Below are 18,931 nucleotides of genomic sequence, written 5' to 3'. Positions count from 1 at the left end.
GCCAACACTGGCATCGATTATTACGGAATAAACCCTTATCCGGTGCGCACGACTGCGGTGGACTTCAACTACATCGACAGAGCCGTGGCTGCGGCGTTGGAAGCAGGCATCCCGCAGAGCGCGATCGTTCCGGTCTATCAGGCGTTTGGCGGCGGCGGCTGGGCGACCAATACGGGCGGGTCATATGTCATGCCCACGACGTCCCAGATGCAGACCATGATCGACCACTGGGAAAGACTGGTACCCAATGCTGCCTTTGACATGGTTTATAAATGGTCCTCGCAGAACGGCGAAACCTCGCTTGGCAACACTCCGGCGATGCAAGACTTTTTCCTGCAGCATAACACCAGCCCGCCCGACGATACGCTCTACGGCACCAGCGGAGCCGATGTACTCCAGGGGACCGGTGCCCACACGATGATCGGCTACGGTGGCAACGACACCTACTACGTCGACAATGCCGGCGACAAGGTGAATGAGGCGGCCGGCGGCGGCACCGACAGGGTGCTCACCTCGCTGAACTATGCGCTCGCGGCCGGCTCGGAAATCGAGCTTCTCGCCACCACGAATCCATCTGGCACGACGGCAATCAACCTCTCCGGCAACGAGTTCGCCCAGACCATTCAGGGCAATGCCGGCGCCAATGTCATCAACGGCCTCGACGGCGCCGACACGATGACCGGCAATGGCGGCAACGACACCTATTATGTCGACAATGCTGGCGACAGGGTCGTCGAGGCGGTGGGCGGCGGCACCGACAAGGTGCTCGCCTCGTTGAGTTATGCTCTGTTGGCCGGCTCGCAAATCGAGCTTCTCGCCACCACCAGCCAGTCCAGCACGACGGCAATCAACCTAACTGGCAATGAGTTCGCCCAGACCATCCAGGGCAATGCCGGCACTAACATCATCAACGGCCGCGCCGGTGCCGACACGATGGTCGGCTATAGCGGTAACGACACCTATTATGTCGACAATGCCGCCGATAGGGTGCTCGAGGCGGCGGGGGGCGGCACAGACAAGGTGTTCACTTCAGTAAGCTATGCGCTTTCGGCCGGCTCGTCGATCGGGCTCCTCGCCACCACGAACTCCGCCGGCACGGGAGCGATCAACCTCACCGGCAACGAGATTGGCCAGACCATCCAGGGCAATGCCGGCGCCAACGTCATCAACGGTGGGCGAGGCGCCGACATCCTGACCGGCAACGATAGCAACGACACCTTCGTTTTCAATAGCGCCCTTGGTAACGGCAATGTCGACAGGATTACCGACTTCAACCCGTCCCAGGACAAGATCCATCTCGAGAATGCCATTTTCGCCGGGCTGGGCGGGGGCGCGCTCACATCCGCCGCTTTCTTTGCGGGTGCATCCGCGCACGACAGTTCCGACCGTATCCTCTACAACAATTCAACCGGAGCGCTCTCGTTCGACAGCGACGGGATTGGCGGCGCGGTTCAAACACAATTCGCCACTCTCTCTCCAGGTCTGTCGCTTACGGAAGATGCATTCTTTGTGATTTGAATAAGTTGGCGAAGGCGTCCGACAAGCCGATCGCCAATACCGCCCGGGTGGCGGTGAGTTTCTGTACGACACGCCTGAAATGCAAGGCCAATTGGCCGAGCCTCTGCCTATCTCAGCCGACTTCATTCGCGGCTCTAGCCGCCATACTTGTCAAGTGTACAATCCCGAAAGATCTGGCGAACATCATTCCCGATGAAATTCAACAATCTACGATCTCTGCCCACCGCAACTGAATGCTGTTGGGCGGTTCAATGCCCTACCGCTAGTGAGGCAGGAGAAATGGCGTATTTATCGACGGGTCAAGTTCCTGACCGACCATCTCGGAATCGATCCTAAGAATGCAAAGATTGACACCTACGGCTATTTCTATAACGGTGGGGACCGCGAGGCGGCCAGGCTCAACTGGCATCCCAAGGAAGGTAAGGGCGACATACACGCCCGACCGGACACAAGTCGATGCGGCTAGTCAAAGACACGACCGTCATCGATTTCTGACGCTTCGCCTATTCTACCCATTAAATCGGTCTAAGGGCGAGCTTCCCAAGCTGACAGGAATGCCGCCTGTCATGTCGTGATGTGTTGTTGCAGGTCTTGAGGCAGTCGTTCCGGCGAGCGCAAATACTACCTCTCCAACTTGCCCGCCGACACCCGCTCAAGCAGATCGCAGGCGCCATCAAGGCGCGCTGGGTCTGCGAACAGGCGCATCAGCAGCTCAAGGAGGAACTTGGCCTCGACCACTTCGAGGGGCGCTCATGGACGGGCCTGCACCGGCACGCGCTGATGACGATGATCGCCTACGCCTTCCTGCAATCTCGCCGCCTCAAACAAGCGGGAGGGGGAAAAAAGAATCCTCGGCCCGCCGCCCTAACCGAGCCTACCGCCGTCAGGCAAGCCATCCTCTCCGCGCTCGCGCAGCCGCCCCCAATCCGTTGCCCCCACTGCCGCAGAACCCTCTTCGCTAAAAATCTGCCAAAGTAGTGCTAGTCTAAGTATACCGTTAGCTTCAGACGGCCACGAACTCGTCTGGCTAAATGCATCGCGCTTGATGATAAGGACCGCTGCCATAAAGGCCGGTTCAACTGCTTCCCACGTCCACGACGTGGCGCTGATGCTCGACCGGGAGCGAGAGGCGCGCGAGCAAAGCCCGTCCGCAGCCGTTGTCGATAGCCAGTCGGTCAAGGCACCTTCGGCCTTGTCCGGCGGCGGTTACGATGCGGCAAGCGGATCAAGGGGCGCAAGCGCCACATCGCGGTCGATACCGACGGACGATTGTTGATGGTCAACCTGACCACAGCCGACATCTCCGACAGTGCGGGCGCGCAGGAGATCATATCGGCGATCCGCAGGCGCTGGCCATGGCTCAAGCACCTGTTTGGCGATGGTGCCTACGACCGCACCAAGCTGCTCGACGCGGCCGTGTTGCGGGACTTCACCGTCGAGATCATCCGCCGGTCTGACGATGTCTCCGGCTTCAAGGTGCTCCCCCGACGCTGGGTTGTCGAGCGCCTTCGGCTGGATGACTCGCTGGCGAAGGCTCGTCCGCGACTATGAGAAGCGTCTCGACGTGTCGGAGGCGATGATCCATCTTGCCATGGCCAGCAACCTGCTTCGGCGCCTTGCATGAACCCCGATCTGCTGCACATTATATCTATATGGAAGAGCAGCCTTCAGACCGCCTGATCGATCAACGCATTCGCAATCGGATCATGGAAGCCGTCGAAACCTTGGCTGACGGTGACGAAGGCGTGCGCCGCGAATGGCCAGCGGAATATTTTGAGAGTTTCTTCGACTGGGTTCCTCATCGTGGGGATGGGGGAATGCGCCGAAACAGTGCGATCAGCCCGGACGAAGAAGCTTTGCTACTCGAAGTCAGCGGCATTCTCGATGATGCCTGCAATGCCACGCCGGGCAACATGACCGCTGACGAACTTATCGCCACAGGCTGGCCAAAGCGCATACAGCCTGTCGCCTGCAAGGCGCTCAGCCTCATGCGCGTGCGAGGCCGGTTTAGCGAAGAGAACGAAGAGGACGCGCAGTCTGGGTGATCCGACCAGGACACCGCATTCTCAAACGGACTCTCAGCACTTTTTGCTTTTCTATCCACGCTCGCTGCGTTCTCCTGCTAACCCTTTCGCCTGGGTGGCCTTTGCGGATGTTTGGCATCGCCATCACCCCTGGTCATGACAAACTCAATCACGCCCCTGAGTTTGCCGTGCTGGCGACCATCGGAAATTTTGCCTGGTCGGACCACAGCGCAAAGTGTGCTCCTCTGATCGCCCATCACTGTTTAGGAAAAATTCTGACAATTTTGTGAGATAATCGGAATATAACAGGCGATACTACGCCGCACTGTGCAAGTCTCTTCACGTCAAAATACGTACATTACTTTAATATTATATTTGCCCTTGTGTATACAGACGCTTGCCATTCTCTATTTTCTTCCTGTCGCTCGCCCAGGGAGAAGAGAAATGCACGCGACCAAAATATTGTGGGGCCAAATCCTCACTGTCCTTCTGATTGTGCTCGTCACCACATCGGGTGCGACGCAGTGGACGGCGTGGCGGCTGGGCTTCCAGCCGCAGTTGGGCTCGCCTTGGTTCGAGCTTTTTGGCCAGTCCGTCTATCCACCGCCTGCATTTTTCTGGTGGTGGTTCTTCTACGATGCCTATGCGCCTGAAGTTTTCATCGAGGGTGGGCTGATCTCCGCGAGCGGCAGCTTCATGGCGATCGCCGTTGCGATTGGGATGTCGGTGTGGCGGGCGCGGGAAGCAAAGAATGCGGCGACCTACGGATCGGCACGCTGGGCCACGCGCGAAGAAGTCAGAGCCGAAGGCATGATCGGTCCCGACGGCGTCGTGCTCGGGAAACTCGACCGCCACTATCTACGTCATGATGGTCCAGAACATGTGTTGTGCTTCGCGCCAACTCGAAGCGGCAAGGGCGTCGGCCTCGTTGTGCCGACCCTGCTCACTTGGCCGGGAAGCGCTGTTGTGCATGACATCAAGGGGGAGAATTGGGAACTGACGTCTGGATGGCGGTCGCGCTTTGGCCGCGTACTGCTGTTCGATCCGACCAATGCGACGTCGGCCGCATACAATCCATTGCTGGAAGTGCGGCGCGGTGAATGGGAAGTGCGCGATGTTCAGAACGTCGCCGACGTGCTGGTCGACCCGGAGGGCTCTTTGGAGCGTAGAAATCATTGGGAAAAGACCAGCCATGCGCTGTTGGTTGGCGCCATCCTGCATGTCCTCTACGCCGAAAAGGACAAGACACTTGCCGGCGTTGCCAACGTTCTCTCAGACCCACAACGATCGATCGAGACGACGCTGCGCGCCATGATGCTGACGAAGCACCTGGGTGAGGGCGGTCCGCATCCTGTCGTGGCATCGGCGGCACGGGAACTGCTCAACAAGTCGGAGAACGAACGCTCCGGGGTTCTTTCTACAGCCATGAGCTTTCTGGGGCTCTACCGCGACCCGGTTGTGGCTAAGGTGACCTCACGCTGCGACTGGCGGATCGCCGATCTTGTCGAGCGTGAGCGACCGACGACCCTCTATCTGGTCGTGCCGCCATCGGACATCAGTCGCACAAAGCCGCTGATCCGCCTCGTGCTCAACCAGATCGGCCGCAGGCTGACGGAAGATCTCCATGCGAAAAAGCGACGACAGCAACTGTTGATGATGCTTGACGAATTCCCGGCTCTCGGCCGGCTCGATTTCTTCGAGTCGGCTCTCGCCTTCATGGCGGGCTACGGCATCAGAAGCTTTCTGATTGCTCAATCGCTCAATCAGATCGAAAAGGCATATGGTCCAAGCAACTCCATTCTCGACAACTGTCATGTGCGGGTGAGCTTCGCCACCAACGACGAACGGACTGCCAAGCGCGTCTCCGACTCGCTCGGCACGGCGACCGAGCAGCGCGCGATGAAGAACTATGCCGGGCACCGCCTTTCGCCCTGGCTCGGACATCTCATGGTATCGCGGCAGGAAACGGCGCGCGCCTTAATGACGCCTGGCGAGGTCATGCAGATGCCATCGACTGACGCCATCGTCATGGTGTCAGGTCTGTTCCCGATCCGGGCAAAAAAGGCACGTTATTTTGCGGACCCTAGATTTGCTGAACGCGTTCTGCCGCCACCGAAGCCCGATATGGTCGAAGGAATGTCGCGCCTCGACGACTGGACCGACGCAATAATTCCCGCGGTTGCGGAAGACGGTCCTCGGCGATTTAAGGCCCCGGAACCGCAGGACGAGGATCCGGCAAATAGCGGCATTCGCCGCCAGCCAGAAATTCCGAAACACGAGGATATCGCGTCCGACCGAACCACACAGCGCGACGGCGAGTTCGACCTCGACCGGGACGAGCCTGAGGATGACGCCGCCCGTCGGCGCGTGGTCGATCAGGTCATGCGGCGCGCCGCCCGGCAGGCCGCCCTCGATCCCAATGACGGCATGGGGTTTTGAATTGTGAAGAACGCGAAGAAAAAACGGCTGTCGGCCTATCTCGACCCTCACGTCATGAACGCGCTCGCCGACTACGCGGCACGGCGCGACGTTTCGCTGTCGCTGATCGCCGAGGCGGCGATCGCCTCATTCGTGTCACCGGATGCGGAGGAGCGGAAAGAGGCGGCGGTGACCAGGCGCCTCGACCAGATCGACCGCCGCGTGCAGCGCGTCGAGCGAGACGTCGGCATCGCCATAGAGACGTTAGCGCTGTTCATCCGTTTCTGGCTCAGCTCGACGCCGGCGTTGCCGGAATCGGTGCAGGCCGAAGCCCGCGCGAAAGGACTGCAACGCTATGACCGGTTCATCGACGCACTTGGTCGCAGGTTGAGCAAAGGGCCAAAACTCAGGCAGGAGCTCGCCGAGGACATCTCGCCGGCAACGCGCGCCGACGCCGATGATTTGACCGCAAGCAGATAGCGGCCCTGTCGGGGCGCAGCCGCCCGCATTTCGCAAGTCTCTTCACGCCGCAGTGCTATCGCTCGATTTGCTTGTTGCAAGGCCGCCGTCCCTGCCTCTTCTAATCATCCCCGACCGCGGCACAAACCAGTTCGCCGCAAGCGATGGGGACCAACATGGCAACCACGTATGCCGGCACAGAAGCAGTATTGCGCGGGGCGCGCATGCTGCGCACGGCGCTCGGCGCGGCCATCGCCGGCTTCCTTGAAGACCCGGCAATCGTCGAGGTGATGCTCAACCCGGACGGGCGCCTCTGGGTCGACCGGCTGAAGGAAGGACTTGTCGCCACCAACGAAGTTCTGCTGCCCGCCGATGGCGAGCGGATCCTCCGGCTGGTTGCGCACCATGTCGGCGCAGAAGTGCATCCCGGAAATCCGCGAGTGTCGGCCGAACTGCCGGAAACGGGTGAACGCTTCGAGGGCCTGCTGCCGCCTGTCGTCACTGCACCCACCTTCGCCATCCGCAAGCCTGCCGTTGCCGTGTTCACGCTTCAGAATTATGTCGCGTCTGGCGTCATGACCGAGAGCCAGGCCGACGTGCTGCAACTCGCTGTCGCAAGGCGCATGAATATCCTGGTTGCAGGCGGGACGTCTACCGGCAAGACCACATTGGTCAATGCACTGCTGGCGGAGGTGGCGAAGACTTCGGATCGCGTTGTGCTGATCGAGGACACGCGAGAACTGCAGTGCGCGGCAGCCAATCTGGTTGCTATGCGCACCAAGGACGGCGTCGCTTCGCTCTGCGATCTGGTTAAATCATCATTGCGGCTTCGCCCCGACCGCATTCCGATCGGCGAGGTGCGCGGCGCCGAGGCTCTTGACCTCCTAAAGGCCTGGGGCACCGGTCATCCGGGCGGCATCGGTACCATCCATGCCAGCTCCGCTGTCGGCGCTCTGCGTCGACTTGAGCAGCTCGTGCAGGAGGCTGTCGTCACTGTGCCGCGCGCGCTGATCGCCGAAACCATCGATCTCATCGCGGTCCTCACCGGGCGCGGCTCGGCCCGACGCCTTGCCGAGATCGCGCTCGTCGACGGAATCGATCCTGCCACCGGCGACTATCGAATGCTCGACGCCAGACTCGAGACCGAACCAACCCATGAATCCCCAGTCCCAACGGAGCCGCAGAATGAATCCGATCCGCTTCACTTCACCCTCTAGTCCTGGATTTAGTGCGGTGCTGCCGCTGGCTGCGTCGACTTCTGCGGTCATGACTATGATGATCGCGTCTGCACATGCAGCAGGTTCCTCCATGCCCTGGGAGGAGCCGCTTCAACAGATCCTCGAATCGATCGAGGGGCCGGTCGCCAAGATTGTGGCGGTGATCATCATCATCGTCACCGGCCTGTCGCTCGCCTTCGGCGACACCTCGGGCGGATTTCGCCGGCTGATCCAGATCGTGTTCGGGCTGTCGATTGCCTTCGCCGCGAGTTCTTTCTTTCTCTCGTTCTTCTCCTTCGGTGGCGGAGCGCTGATCTGATGGATGAGGACATCCGTGGTTTTTTCGCGCCGGTGCATCGTGCGCTCACCGAACCGATCCTTCTCGGCGGCGCGCCCCGCGCGGTCGCCATCGCTAATGGCACCCTGGCTGGCGCCGTCGGCCTGGGCTTGAGGCTCTGGATTGCCGGACTGATCATCTGGGCGATCGGCCATTTTGCGGCCGTCTGGGCCGCCAGGCGCGACGCGCAGTTCGTCGATGTCGTTCGCCGGCATCTGCGCTATCCCGCGCATCTCGGCTGCTGAGAGGTTTTTCGCCATGATAAACCTCGCCGAATATCGCAAACGCTCATCCAGGCTCGCCGACTATCTGCCCTGGGCCGCCCTGGTGGCGCCGGGCGTGGTGCTTAACAAGGATGGCTCTTTCCAGAGAACTGCCCGTTTCCGCGGTCCTGATCTGGATTCCGCTACGCCGGCCGAGCTAGTCGGCACGACGGCGCGGCTGAACAGCGCGCTGCGTCGTCTTGGCTCCGGCTGGGCCATCTTTGTCGAGGCACAGCGCAACCCGGCCACCGACTATCCCGACAGTGGGTTTGCCGATAGCGCATCTGCACTCCTCGACATCGAGCGGCGCGAGCAATTCGAAGACACCGGTGTGCTGTTCGAGAGCAGCTATTTCCTGACCTTCGTCTGGTTGCCGCCGGCCGAAGAAGCTTCGTGCATGGAGAGCTGGCTTTACGAAGGTCGGGAAAAGACCGGTGTCGATCCGTGGGAACTCCTGAAGAGTTTTGTCGACCGCACCGACCGCGTTCTGAACTTGGTCGAAGGTTTTGTCCCCGAAGCCGACTGGCTCGATGACGGCGAGACGCTCACTTACCTGCATTCCTGCATTTCCACTAAGCGCCATCGGGTTCGCGTTCCCGAAACACCGATGCATTTGGACGCATTGCTTCTCGATCAGTCGCTCGTCGGTGGGCTGGAGCCGAAGCTCAGCGATGTCCATCTGCGCACCCTCACCATCACCGGGTTCCCGACAACCACTTTTCCGGGAATCCTCGACGATCTCAATCGGCTCGCTTTCCCTTACCGCTGGTCGACGCGGGCGATCATGCTCGACAAGGTTGACGCGACCAGGTTGGTGACGAAGATCCGCCGCCAGTGGTTTGCCAAACGGAAATCAGTCGCAGCGATCCTCAAGGAGGTGATGACCAACGAGGCATCCGTCCTTGTCGATACCGATGCCGTCAACAAGGCGGCCGACGCGGACGCAGCACTGCAGGACCTCGGCTCCGACCAGATCGGCCAAGCCTATGTCAGCGCCGGCGTTACGGTTTGGGATGCCGACCCGTCGATCGCCGACGAAAAGCTGCGGCTGGTGGAAAAGGTCATCCAGGGCAGGGACTTCACGTGCATCGCTGAAGGTGTCAACGCCATCGAGGCATGGCTGGGCAGCATCCCTGGCCACGTCTATGCCAATGTGCGTCAGCCGCCGCTGTCGACGCTGAATCTTGCCCACATGATTCCGCTCTCGGCTGTCTGGGCAGGACCGGCTGAGGACGAGCATCTTGGCGCGCCGCCGCTGTTCTTTGCCAGGACCGAAGGCGCCACGCCATTCCGGTTCAGCCTTCACGTTGGCGATGTCGGCCACACGCTCGTCGTCGGCCCAACCGGGGCCGGCAAGTCGGTCCTGTTGGCAATGATGGCACTGCAGTTCCGCCGTTATAGAAAAAACCAGATTTTTGCCTTCGACTTCGGCGGCTCGATCCGAGCGGCCGTGCTGGCCATGGGTGGCGACTGGCACAACCTTGGCAGCAACGCTTCAAGCGGGCAGGGGTCCGACGATCCGGTCGCGCATACAAATCTCTCAGACGTCATCGATAGCGTTGCGTTGCAGCCGCTTGGGCACGTTCATCAGACATCCGAGCGCGCATGGGCCGCCGACTGGCTCGTTGACATTCTTTTGCGCGAGGGTCTCCCCGTAACGCCGGAGGTAAGAGAACATCTCTGGTCGGCGCTGACGTCGTTGGCCAGCGCGCCGGTTCAGGAACGCACGCTGACCGGCCTGACTGTGCTGATGCAATCCTCGCAACTGAAGCAGGCGCTCCGTCCCTATTGCATCGGCGGTCCATACGGCCGGCTGCTCGATGCAGAGCATGAACATCTGGGTCAGGCGTCGGTCCTGGCCTTCGAGACCGAAGGGCTGATCGGCACGGGTGCGGCTCCCGCCGTGCTTGCCTATCTCTTCCATCGCATCGAGCAGAGGATGGATGGGCGCCCGACGCTGCTGATCATCGACGAAGGCTGGCTGGCGCTCGACGATGGCGGCTTCGCCCATCAGTTGCGCGAATGGCTGAAGACGCTGAGGAAGAAAAACGCTTCTGTCATCTTCGCCACGCAATCGCTGTCCGATATCGACGGATCGCCGATCGCCCCGGTCATCGTTGAAAGCTGTCCGACGCGGCTCTTCCTGCCGAACGAGCGGGCGATCGAGCCCCAGATCACGGCCGTTTATCGCCGCTTTGGTCTCAACGATCGCCAGATCGAGATCATTGCCCGATCGACGCCGAAGCGCGACTACTATTGCCACTCGCGGCGCGGCAATCGCCTATTCGAGCTGGGTTTAGGTCCGATCGCGCTGGCGCTATGCGCCGCATCATCCAAATCCGATCAGGCCGCGATCGACCGGATCGTCGCCGAGGGCGGCATGCAACACTTCCTCTCGGCTTGGCTTGCGAACCGCGGTCTTTCCTGGGCGGCCGAACTCGTTCCCGATCTCACCAATCAAATCGACCAATCCGCAAAGGAGATTTCCTCATGAGATCCGTTCGTGCACGTTGTCGTATCCGCCGCATGGCGGCTGGTGCGATCGCCGTCGCCGTCGCGTTGTCTTCGACGTCGGCATCGGCACTGATCGTATTCGATCCCAAGAACTATGCCGAAAACCTACTTTCGGCATCGCGCGCCCTGGAGCAGATCCACAACCAGATCACCTCGCTTCAAAACGAAGCGCAGATGCTGATTAACCAGGCGAAAAACCTTACCTCGCTGCCGATCTCGCTGCTTGGCCAGATCGAAGGCAATTTCTCGCAGATGAAGAGCCTGCTCGGCGAGGCAAACAAACTCGCCTACAGTGTTCAGGATATCGAGAGTCAATTTAAGTCGACTTACCAGCAGCTCGGGTCGGACCTTTCCAGCCAGCAGCTTGTCGATGGCGCGCGTCAACGCTGGCAGACCTCGGTGTCGGCTTTTGAGCATTCGCTCAAGGCCGGCGCCGTCGCCGTCGACAACATCGAGGGGACGCAAGAACAGACCAGTTTGCTGGTCGGCGCCAGCCAGTCAGCCGTCGGCGTTCTGCAGGCGACACAAGCCGGCAACCAGCTTCTCGCCGTGCAGGCGAAGCAGGTTGCCGACCTCACCGCGATGTTGGCCGCACAAGGGAGAGCCGAAGCCCTCGATCAAGCAATGAAGGCCGCAGCGCAGGAGCAGGCACGAGAGCAGTTTAGCCGCTTCATGACGGGCAGCAGCTACAGCCCGTCTTCCACAAGAATGTTCCACGACTGAGGCGAGGGTCCGCATGAATCTCAAGATCGCCGCCCGGATGACAGCCGTTCTTGCCCTCGGCGCCGCCATGACCGCCGCCTCCATGGCGTTGCGCGGCGACGGCTCGCAGGACGCGTCCTCCCCGCGCTCCGCAAATCCGGGCGGCGAGCCGGCAAGGATCCAACTTGCTCGATGCCGGGACATCGGCATGGCCGCAATTGCTGACGAGGCCTGCAAGAAGGCCTGGGCCGAAAACCGTCGGCGTTTCCTGCGGCCCTCCCGGCCCGCAGCACCATACGCGGCTCCATCGACCGAAGAAGACCAGGGCCGACTCCTGCCGCTGCAGCCGTCTACGCGGCCCGGCGCGGAAGACCAGCTTCGCCCGAACAAGGTGGTTCCATGAACGACACCGGCGTCATCGACCGTTTCCTGGAGACTTTTACCCGCTATATCGATTCCGGGTTTGGCCTGCTTGGTGGGGAAGTCGCGTTCCTCACCTCCACCCTGATCATCATCGACGTCACGCTCGCCGGCGTGTTCTGGGCCTGGGGCGCCGACGAAGACGTGCTGCATCGGCTGGTGAAGAAGACGCTTTATATCGGCTTCTTCGCCTTCATCATCGGCAACTTCAATCGTCTTGCCGGCATCGTCTTCGAGAGCTTTTCGGGGCTCGGCCTGAAGGCCGGAGGGTCCGCACTTTCGGGCTCGGCACTGCTGCAGCCAGGACGTGTCGCGCAGGTCGGCATCGACGCAGGCAATCCAATCCTGGAAGCCGCCAGCCAGTTGATGGGCTACATCTCGTTCTTTGAGAATTTTGTCCAGATCACAGTGCTGATGATCGCTTGGGCAATCGTGCTGATCGCCTTCTTCGTTCTGGCTGTCCAGATCTTCGTTACTCTGATCGAATTCAAGCTGACGACGCTTGCCGGCTTCGTGCTGATCCCCTTTGCGTTGTTCAACAGGACTGCCTTTCTCGCTGAAAAGGTGCTCGGCAACATCGTCGCTTCCGGTGTCAAGATCCTGGTGCTCGCGGTCATCGTCGGCATAGGCTCGGGCCTCTTCAGCGAATTCACCAAAGGGTTTGGTGCCGAGCAGCCGACGATCACAGATGCGCTTTCGCTTGTGCTGGGCGCGCTGTCTCTTATGGGCCTCTCGATCTTCGGCCCCGGCATTGCGACGGGCCTGGTCTCTGGTGCGCCACAGCTAGGTGCGGGTGCCGCCGTCGGCACTAGCCTTGGAGCTGTCGGCCTTGGCGTTGCTGGCGCAATGGGCGCCCGCGCCGGCATGGGCGGCGCAGCGGGCGCGCTCACTGCGGGTGGGCGCATGTCGGCAGCTGCCGCACGTGGCGGTGCGCATCTGGCCGGCAGTACTTCTACCGCCTGGGGACTTGCCGCAGCCACATCCGGCCAAAGCGGTGCAGGCTCAATCGCCGCTGGCATGGCGGGTGTCGCCAAAGCGGGTGCCGGCGCCGCCGCGCAGCCGATGAAGCAGGCAATGTCGCGCGCGGCTTCAGCTCTGTCGTCCAGCCATCAGGCCGGCCGCTCGGCTGCATGGGTTGCGACCGGTGGAGAGCCGCCGCCGGCCACCGCTTTCTCAGCCTCTGCGCCGATCCCCGAATCCAGGGCCGGCGCGCCGCCGGCGTGGGCCAAGCGCATGAAGCGAAGCCAGGCCCTGAGCCATGGCACCAGGATGGCCGCGCATTCCATCCGCTCCGGCGATCATGGTGGCGGCTCGATGAATGTCTCCCTCAATCAGGATGACTGACGATGAACCCTTTCAGACGACCCTCTGTTCGTTACGGAAAAACGGCTCAGCCGGAAACACCTTATCAACGTGCCCAGCAGGTCTGGGATGAGCGCATCGGCTCGGCCCGTGTGCAAGCAAAAAACTGGCGGCTGATTGCCTTCGGCTCGCTCGTGCTGGCCGGCGGTTTTGCATCCGCGCTGGTCTGGCAGTCGGCGCGCGGCTCCGTGGTTCCATGGGTCGTTCAGGTCGACAAGTTTGGCGAAGCACAGGCGGTCGGCCCAGCCGTTGCCGACTATCGACCAACCGATCCGCAAATCGCATGGCACCTTGCCCGGTTCATCGAACAGGTCAGGAGCATACCGGACGATCCGGTCATCGTCCGCCAGAACTGGCTGCGTGCCTATGACTACACGACCGATCGCGGCGCCATCTCTCTGAACGACTACGCCCGCCTCGACGACCCTTTTGCCAAGGTCGGCAAAATACAGATCGCGGTAGAGGTTTCCAGCGTCATCCGCGCTTCGCCGGGCTCGTTCCGCGTTGCCTGGATCGAGCGCCGCTACGAGAACGGCAGCCTGGCTGGCACTGAGCGCTGGACCGCAATCCTTACCATAGTGATTCAGCAACCGCACGACGCCGATCGGCTGAAAGCCAATCCGCTCGGGGCCTACGTCAATGCCATCAACTGGTCGAAGGAACTTTCATGATGTGTGCCGCACGAACATGTAGAAGAATATGCGCCAAGCCCAACATCACCATGCGTGTGCTTGCCATAGCACTTCTGTCGGGGACGGCGCTCGCCGGTTGCGCCTCGAAAAGCTACATTCCGCCGGAGATCGGTTACGACAATGCGGTGCCCGCCGTGAAGAAGGTCGACCCGCCTAGTCCGGTGAAGGTAGTGGAGCTGCCGAAACCCCTACCACTACCCGGGCAGTTGAAGCTGGTCGACAGCGGCAAAGCCAAAGCGGAGACGGCCGATCCGAAACAGCGGATCAGCCAGGCAAACGAGGCTGCGCGAATGCAGCCCGTCCGCGACGGTTTCGTAAATGCGATCCAACTCTATCCCTGGAGCGAAGGCGCGCTCTACCAAATCTATGCAGCGCCCGGTCAGGTCACTGACATCGCGCTGCAGCCCGGCGAACAGCTTGTCGGCACGGGGCCTGTCGCTGCCGGGGACACGGTGCGCTGGATCATTGGCGACACCCAAAGTGGAGCAGGGGATCGGTTGCAGGTCCACATCCTCGTCAAGCCGACGCGGCCCGATCTCCAGACCAACCTCGTCATCAACAGCGACCGCCGCACCTATCATCTCGAGCTGCGCTCGACTGAAAAAACCTACATGGCTTCTGTATCCTGGCAGTATCCGCAGGACCAGTTGATCGCGCTACGGCGCCATAACGTCCAGGCTTCCGCTGCCCAGCCGGTCGCTTCCGGCGTCGACATTCAGAAACTCAACTTTCGCTATCGCATCGAGGGCGATGCGGCACCCTGGAAGCCGCTGCGCGCCTTCGATGATGGCGCAAAAGTCTATATCGAGTTTCCGTCGGGCATTGCGCAGGGGGAAATGCCGCCGCTCTTCGTCGTCGGCCCATCGGGCGGCTCGGAACTCGTCAATTACCGCGCTCGCCAGAATTACTACGTCGTTGACCGGCTGTTCGCTGCCGCAGAATTGAGGCTTGGCGACAAGACGAGCGAGAAGCGCGTTCGCATCGTGCGTACCGACGGGAACCGACCCAAGCGTAGCACGGGAATGTTCCGATGAGCGACGTCGAAAATAGCCCAAACCAGGACATCAGGGAGGAACTGCGCTTGCGGCCCGAGCCCAGCAGGGTCACGCGCCTGTCGCGCAAGGTCCTCATCGGCTTGGGAGGCGTCGCCAGCGTCGCCATCCTTGGCACACTGATTTGGGCGCTCGACACCAGGCGGCGCGGTAACGAGCAGCCGTCCGAGCTCTTCACCACTGAAAACCGCGCCACCGCCGACGGACTGCAAAAGCTGCCGAAGGACTATTCCGGCGTTCCGCAACTTGGGCCGCCGCTGCCCGGCGATCTCGGACGGCCGATCCTGCGCGCGTGGGAGCGCGGGCAGCCGGTCGAGGTGCCCAACGTCAGCACACCGCGAGCCGACCCGGAAGAACAGCGCCGCCTTGCCGAGATCGAGGCCGCGCGCGTCGCAAAGCTCTTTGCTGACAGCAACGCCCAGGCAAATCCGGGGCGACAGGATCCTGGCGCAGGAAGGACAATTGCGAACACGATATCCGGCTTGATAGCGCCGGCCGAGCCGTCGGCGCTCGACCTAGGCTCCGCTCAAAACATGCAGGATCGCAAGCTCGCCTTCATCAATGCCGAACCGAACCGACGCTCCGTCAGTTCCGATCGTCTCGAGGAAAAGGCGTCGCCCTACGTCGTGCAGGCTGGGACCGTCATTCCCGCCGCTCTCATCACCGGCATCCGTTCCGACCTGCCAGGCCAGGTCACCGCTCAAGTCACGGAGAACGTCTACGACAGCCCGACAGGAGCGTACCTCCTTATCCCGCAGGGTGCGAGGTTGATCGGCCAGTATGACAGCCAAGTCGCCTTCGGCCAGTCGCGCGTGCTGCTGGTTTGGAACCGGCTCATCATGCCCGACGGCACCTCGATCGTGCTGGAGCGCCAACAGGGCGCGGACGCTGCAGGGTTTTCCGGACTTGAAGACGAGGTCGACCACCATTGGGGCCAAATGTTCCGGGCCACAGCGCTCTCAACTTTGCTCGGCATTGGGACGTCGCTTGGTTCCAGCGATGATGAAAGCGATATCGCCAAGGCCATTCGCGAAAGCGCGCAGGATTCTGTCACCAACATTGGCCAGCAGATCGTGCGCAATCAGCTCAGCCTCCAGCCGACGCTGACCGTGCGGCCCGGTTTCCCCGTCCGCATCATCGTCAATCGTGATCTTGTTCTTGTTCCGTATGGCGCGCCAAAGGATCCATCATGACCAAGCTGAAACTTTCGGCCATCCCCGATGACCGCCCAGTCAAGGTCACGATCGAACTGCCCGCCGCTGTTAATCGCGATCTTGTCGCTTACGCCGAGGTGCTCAGCCAAGAAACTGGCCAGACCGTCGCCGAACCGGCAAAGCTGATTGCGCCGATGCTGCAACGATTCATGGCCACGGACCGAGCTTTCAGCAGAGCCCGGCGCGAAACGAAGTCAGGATAATCGGCCCGCGGCGCGCTTCGTTTCCATGAGGCGGCGCGCAATATCCGGTCTGCTCCGAATGAAGTCGGCAACTGCGTCCAGGAAGTCGATTGCGTGATCGGATGCATCCAAGTTGATTGAGATGCCGCCAGCTTGTCCTGCTCGGGCCGTATCTGCACAGGCAAGTGTACCGTCGAGATCGGCGAGGACGCGACGGAGGTTGTGCAGGAGTCTCATGCCGGTTGGGGTTGGACGGACACCGCCTGCGTGACGCTCGAACAACACGGTTCCAAGCGAGTGCTCAAGGTCCCGGATTCGCCGGCTCAGAGCGGAATAGTGGATACCCACACGTCGAGAAGCGCGGAGAAAACTCCCTTCCTCGGCGACGACGAGTGCGCAATCGAGCGTAATGAGCTGGACTCGCCGCATCTCCCTTCCTTCGTCTTGACGCCATCTGGCTCGTCGGGTCACGGCTCGAGATGGCTCGCTCTCTCACCGGCGTGAAATATGGGCGGCGCGCTCCTCAGGCCACCTCACAAGCTTCAATTGTAGGCTGCGCCAGCCTAGTGCTCGGCTCCCGCATATCGCGTCGCGCACTCTAGCCAAAGGCGGTTTATCTAAGCTCGCGCGGACAGCCATCGCTTGGGTGAGGCCGCGAGCCAATGACGGCTTCATCGAACCGGCTGTGCTCAGGACGTTGGTTCGTGAAGGTGCGCTGAACGCGCTGACCCCATTTTGCGCTGGTTGAAAAAACCTGGTCAAGCAGGTGGCCAAGAGAGCTCCGTCAAGCGCAACACTCTGCTGCACCACAGTCGGTGAGCAGTCAGCGAGGTCGCGCCGGCGACAGGATGCTTGAATTGCTAATTTATACATGGCTAATAAAGATGCGGTGTTCCTATTTGTAAAGCCATCTGATAACATTTAACTGTCTTATATAAATCAGTAAAGATGGTTTCAAGAGCATTGGATAACAGCTGGCGCGCATTGTCGTTCACCGCCTTCGTCATGCGCGAAATCATGGACAATCCGTTGGAGGAGGAAACCGCTTCGTCCCGGCTAAAGCAGGTCGGATTGATGAGCGTGCTTTATTGTATGCATGTCGGCAACCAGCCGCTGACCCTTGCCGCTATCACGGCCGAGACTGGGCTCACGCGAGGTGGTGTCTACGAGACTATCGCATTTTTGGTGAAACGCAGGCTGCTGGACGAAGTTGAGGTCAAGAATACTCTTGGACGTGGCAAGGCTCGTCGGTTTTCCATTCCCGAATCGATCTTCGAACAAATCCGACGGTTCGAACGATCACCTCGCTAATAAACGCTAATGAAGTAGTCCCGATACAAATTTCATGCCGAATGTGTCTTCGGCAACCATCGCAACGGCCAGCGCCGCAAGTGCTGGGAATAGCAGGAGACGGGCGGGATGACGGAAATGGTGAAGATCGAAAGCTGGCACGCAGGCTCCTCAACCTCGACCCGGAGACTTGAGGATGGTTGGACCGGCTGACTAGGGAAGAACGAACAGCTCTCATCTGGGCGGTCCAAGGTACAAGCGCGAACGCCTCGATCTGTTTCTCGCCCTGGAGCAGGACAAAATCCAGGCCGGCCTCAACGATCGTCGAGCTGTGGACGAAAACGGCGTGGGTCGCGGAGACTGCGACAAAGCTGTTGCTGCTCGTGGCGGCACCCTGGTGGCGCTCAACCAGTCATGACCTATTTCGGCGCCTCCGGAGGCAAGCAATGATCTTGAGACGGTCATGGAACGCCTTTTGGCGCAAGGTTGACCTGCGGCGGCCGCGGGGTTCACCATTCCGCTCTCGCCGGTGTCGGCCTTGCCGTCCTGGTTCATCGGCGCTGGACCGTGTCTCGCCGGTCGCGTTTGAACAGGCGACGGTGCTGACGCCAGAGGTTCCGTAAAAGAGGCGTTCTCGATCTCAATATACGATCGTCCAGAACCAGGTTTGTGCAACCGCGGTCGAGCGCTTCTGCCAGGACTTCGCCGAATTGCTGGCCCGCACGGATCCGTCCCGCTTCGTTGCAAACATGAGCAAGGCGAGGCGCAAGGGCCGCATGTTTCTCGACTATCTGCGCAACGGCCAGGGCGCCACGGCAATTTGCCCGTGGTCGACTCGCGCGCGCTCGGGTGCGTCATGCGCCGTACCCGTCACCTGGGATGAGCTGCCGACTTTCAAAAGTGCGAGTGCATTTGATGTTCCCGCCGCTGCTGCGCGGGCTCAGCAGCCCGACGCTTGGAAAGGCTATTTCGATGTCGAACAGACGCTGACAGAGCGGATCCGAAAAGCAGTCCGGTAGCTGCAGCCTGTCCTGGTCTAACGAGACGCGCTCGATGAATGCTGAGCGAGGCCGATGAGAAGCCCTCTGGCCCACCTGGTTGAGGCGAAGCCGAACGCGCGCTGGTCGCCGGACTTCGTCCATGACCAGTTCACCTGCGGGCGGCGGTTCCGGGTGCTCAACATCGATGTGACGCGTGAATGCCTTGCCGCGATCCCGGACACGTCGATCTCCAGCTCGGCGCGTTGCTCGGGAACTGACTGACCTGA

19 protein-coding genes and 3 pseudogenes are annotated in these 18,931 nt (G+C 61.0%); 21 read left to right on the top strand and 1 reads right to left on the bottom strand.

The genetic code is table 11. The features are described from left to right. From AC0L25_RS14145 to AC0L25_RS14060, 18 genes and pseudogenes are all read left to right on the top strand, one after another. On the top strand, positions 1-1,518 hold a 1,518-nt coding region (locus tag AC0L25_RS14145; protein ID WP_473596049.1), incomplete at its 5' end, for a hypothetical protein. 604 nt (positions 1,519-2,122) lie between these two features. Further along, positions 2,123-2,496: pseudogene (locus AC0L25_RS14140) on the top strand (transposase); the annotation flags it as partial. Between the two features lie 112 nt (positions 2,497-2,608). Beyond that, a pseudogene (locus tag AC0L25_RS14135) lies at positions 2,609-3,142 on the top strand (IS5 family transposase); the annotation flags it as partial. Continuing rightward, positions 3,105-3,563 carry a hypothetical protein gene (locus AC0L25_RS14130; RefSeq protein ID WP_473596065.1) on the top strand — a complete coding sequence of 153 codons (459 nt, stop codon included), beginning with the start codon at positions 3,105-3,107 and terminating at the stop codon, positions 3,561-3,563. The pseudogene AC0L25_RS14135 and the gene AC0L25_RS14130, both read left to right, overlap by 38 nt. Before the next feature lie 107 nt (positions 3,564-3,670). Continuing rightward, positions 3,671-3,832: a hypothetical protein gene (locus AC0L25_RS14125; RefSeq protein WP_473596048.1), complete on the top strand. Its 162-nt coding sequence runs from the start codon at positions 3,671-3,673 to the stop codon at positions 3,830-3,832. Positions 3,833-3,986: 154 nt separating this feature from the next. Next, positions 3,987-5,981 carry a conjugal transfer protein TraG gene (locus AC0L25_RS14120; protein WP_473596047.1) on the top strand — a complete coding sequence of 665 codons (1,995 nt, stop codon included), beginning with the start codon at positions 3,987-3,989 and terminating at the stop codon, positions 5,979-5,981. After that, positions 5,982-6,440 (top strand): CopG family transcriptional regulator, encoded by a 459-nt coding sequence (locus AC0L25_RS14115; protein WP_473596063.1) that lies wholly within the window; start codon positions 5,982-5,984, stop codon positions 6,438-6,440. A 155-nt stretch (positions 6,441-6,595) separates the two neighbouring features. Beyond that, positions 6,596-7,636, top strand: a complete 1,041-nt coding sequence (gene trbB, locus AC0L25_RS14110) for a P-type conjugative transfer ATPase TrbB (protein ID WP_473596046.1) — start codon at positions 6,596-6,598, stop codon at positions 7,634-7,636. Positions 7,637-7,685: 49 nt separating this feature from the next. Continuing rightward, a complete protein-coding gene (locus AC0L25_RS14105) occupies positions 7,686-7,955 on the top strand; it encodes a TrbC/VirB2 family type IV secretion system protein (RefSeq protein ID WP_473596062.1) in 270 nt (89 codons plus the stop codon). Then, positions 7,955-8,218, top strand: coding sequence for a VirB3 family type IV secretion system protein (locus tag AC0L25_RS14100; protein WP_473596045.1), 264 nt, complete (start codon positions 7,955-7,957; stop codon positions 8,216-8,218). Before AC0L25_RS14105 ends, AC0L25_RS14100 begins: the two co-directional genes overlap by 1 nt. Positions 8,219-8,231: 13 nt before the next feature. Next, on the top strand, positions 8,232-10,730 hold the full coding sequence (trbE, locus tag AC0L25_RS14095) for a conjugal transfer protein TrbE (RefSeq protein ID WP_473596044.1): 2,499 nt from the start codon (positions 8,232-8,234) through the stop codon (positions 10,728-10,730). 32 nt (positions 10,731-10,762) lie between these two features. Next, positions 10,763-11,473 (top strand): P-type conjugative transfer protein TrbJ, encoded by a 711-nt coding sequence (gene trbJ / locus AC0L25_RS14090; protein ID WP_473596061.1) that lies wholly within the window; start codon positions 10,763-10,765, stop codon positions 11,471-11,473. 13 nt (positions 11,474-11,486) lie between these two features. Further along, a complete protein-coding gene (trbK-alt, locus tag AC0L25_RS14085; protein WP_473596043.1) occupies positions 11,487-11,855 on the top strand; it encodes a putative entry exclusion protein TrbK-alt in 369 nt (122 codons plus the stop codon). Then, the gene (gene trbL / locus AC0L25_RS14080; RefSeq protein WP_473596042.1) at positions 11,852-13,216 is read left to right on the top strand and encodes a P-type conjugative transfer protein TrbL; all 1,365 of its coding nucleotides are present in this window, start codon (positions 11,852-11,854) and stop codon (positions 13,214-13,216) included. The genes trbK-alt and trbL overlap by 4 nt, the downstream gene beginning before the upstream one ends. A gap of 2 nt (positions 13,217-13,218) precedes the next feature. After that, a complete protein-coding gene (gene trbF / locus AC0L25_RS14075; RefSeq protein ID WP_473596041.1) occupies positions 13,219-13,905 on the top strand; it encodes a conjugal transfer protein TrbF in 687 nt (228 codons plus the stop codon). Positions 13,906-13,955: 50 nt separating this feature from the next. Beyond that, positions 13,956-14,960, top strand: coding sequence for a P-type conjugative transfer protein TrbG (trbG, locus tag AC0L25_RS14070; RefSeq protein ID WP_473596040.1), 1,005 nt, complete (start codon positions 13,956-13,958; stop codon positions 14,958-14,960). Further along, complete coding sequence (locus AC0L25_RS14065; RefSeq protein ID WP_473596039.1) at positions 14,957-16,171, top strand: TraB/TrbI/VirB10 family type IV secretion system protein; 1,215 nt, start codon at positions 14,957-14,959, stop codon at positions 16,169-16,171. Before trbG ends, AC0L25_RS14065 begins: the two co-directional genes overlap by 4 nt. Continuing rightward, complete coding sequence (locus AC0L25_RS14060; RefSeq protein ID WP_473596038.1) at positions 16,168-16,395, top strand: DUF2274 domain-containing protein; 228 nt, start codon at positions 16,168-16,170, stop codon at positions 16,393-16,395. Before AC0L25_RS14065 ends, AC0L25_RS14060 begins: the two co-directional genes overlap by 4 nt. Here AC0L25_RS14060 and AC0L25_RS14055 read toward each other — a convergent pair. Further along, complete coding sequence (locus AC0L25_RS14055; RefSeq protein ID WP_473596037.1) at positions 16,387-16,803, bottom strand: LysR family transcriptional regulator; 417 nt, start codon at positions 16,801-16,803, stop codon at positions 16,387-16,389. The two genes, AC0L25_RS14060 and AC0L25_RS14055, sit on opposite strands and share 9 nt — an antisense overlap. 519 nt (positions 16,804-17,322) lie before the next feature. Between AC0L25_RS14055 and AC0L25_RS14050 the strand changes: the two genes are divergently transcribed. The 3 genes and pseudogenes from AC0L25_RS14050 to AC0L25_RS14040 form a co-directional block, all read left to right on the top strand. Continuing rightward, complete coding sequence (locus AC0L25_RS14050; protein WP_473596036.1) at positions 17,323-17,685, top strand: MarR family transcriptional regulator; 363 nt, start codon at positions 17,323-17,325, stop codon at positions 17,683-17,685. Positions 17,686-18,374: 689 nt separating this feature from the next. Beyond that, positions 18,375-18,683, top strand: coding sequence for a non-homologous end-joining DNA ligase LigD (gene ligD / locus AC0L25_RS14045; protein ID WP_473596035.1), 309 nt, complete (start codon positions 18,375-18,377; stop codon positions 18,681-18,683). 57 nt (positions 18,684-18,740) lie between these two features. Then, positions 18,741-18,930: pseudogene (locus AC0L25_RS14040) on the top strand (hypothetical protein); the annotation flags it as partial. Position 18,931 lies beyond the last annotated feature (1 nt).

It is taken from the genome of Mesorhizobium sp. WSM4813, assembly GCF_055811555.1.
The sequence above is the reverse complement of the archived record's forward strand: the minus strand, read 5'-3'. Positions and strand labels throughout refer to the sequence as shown.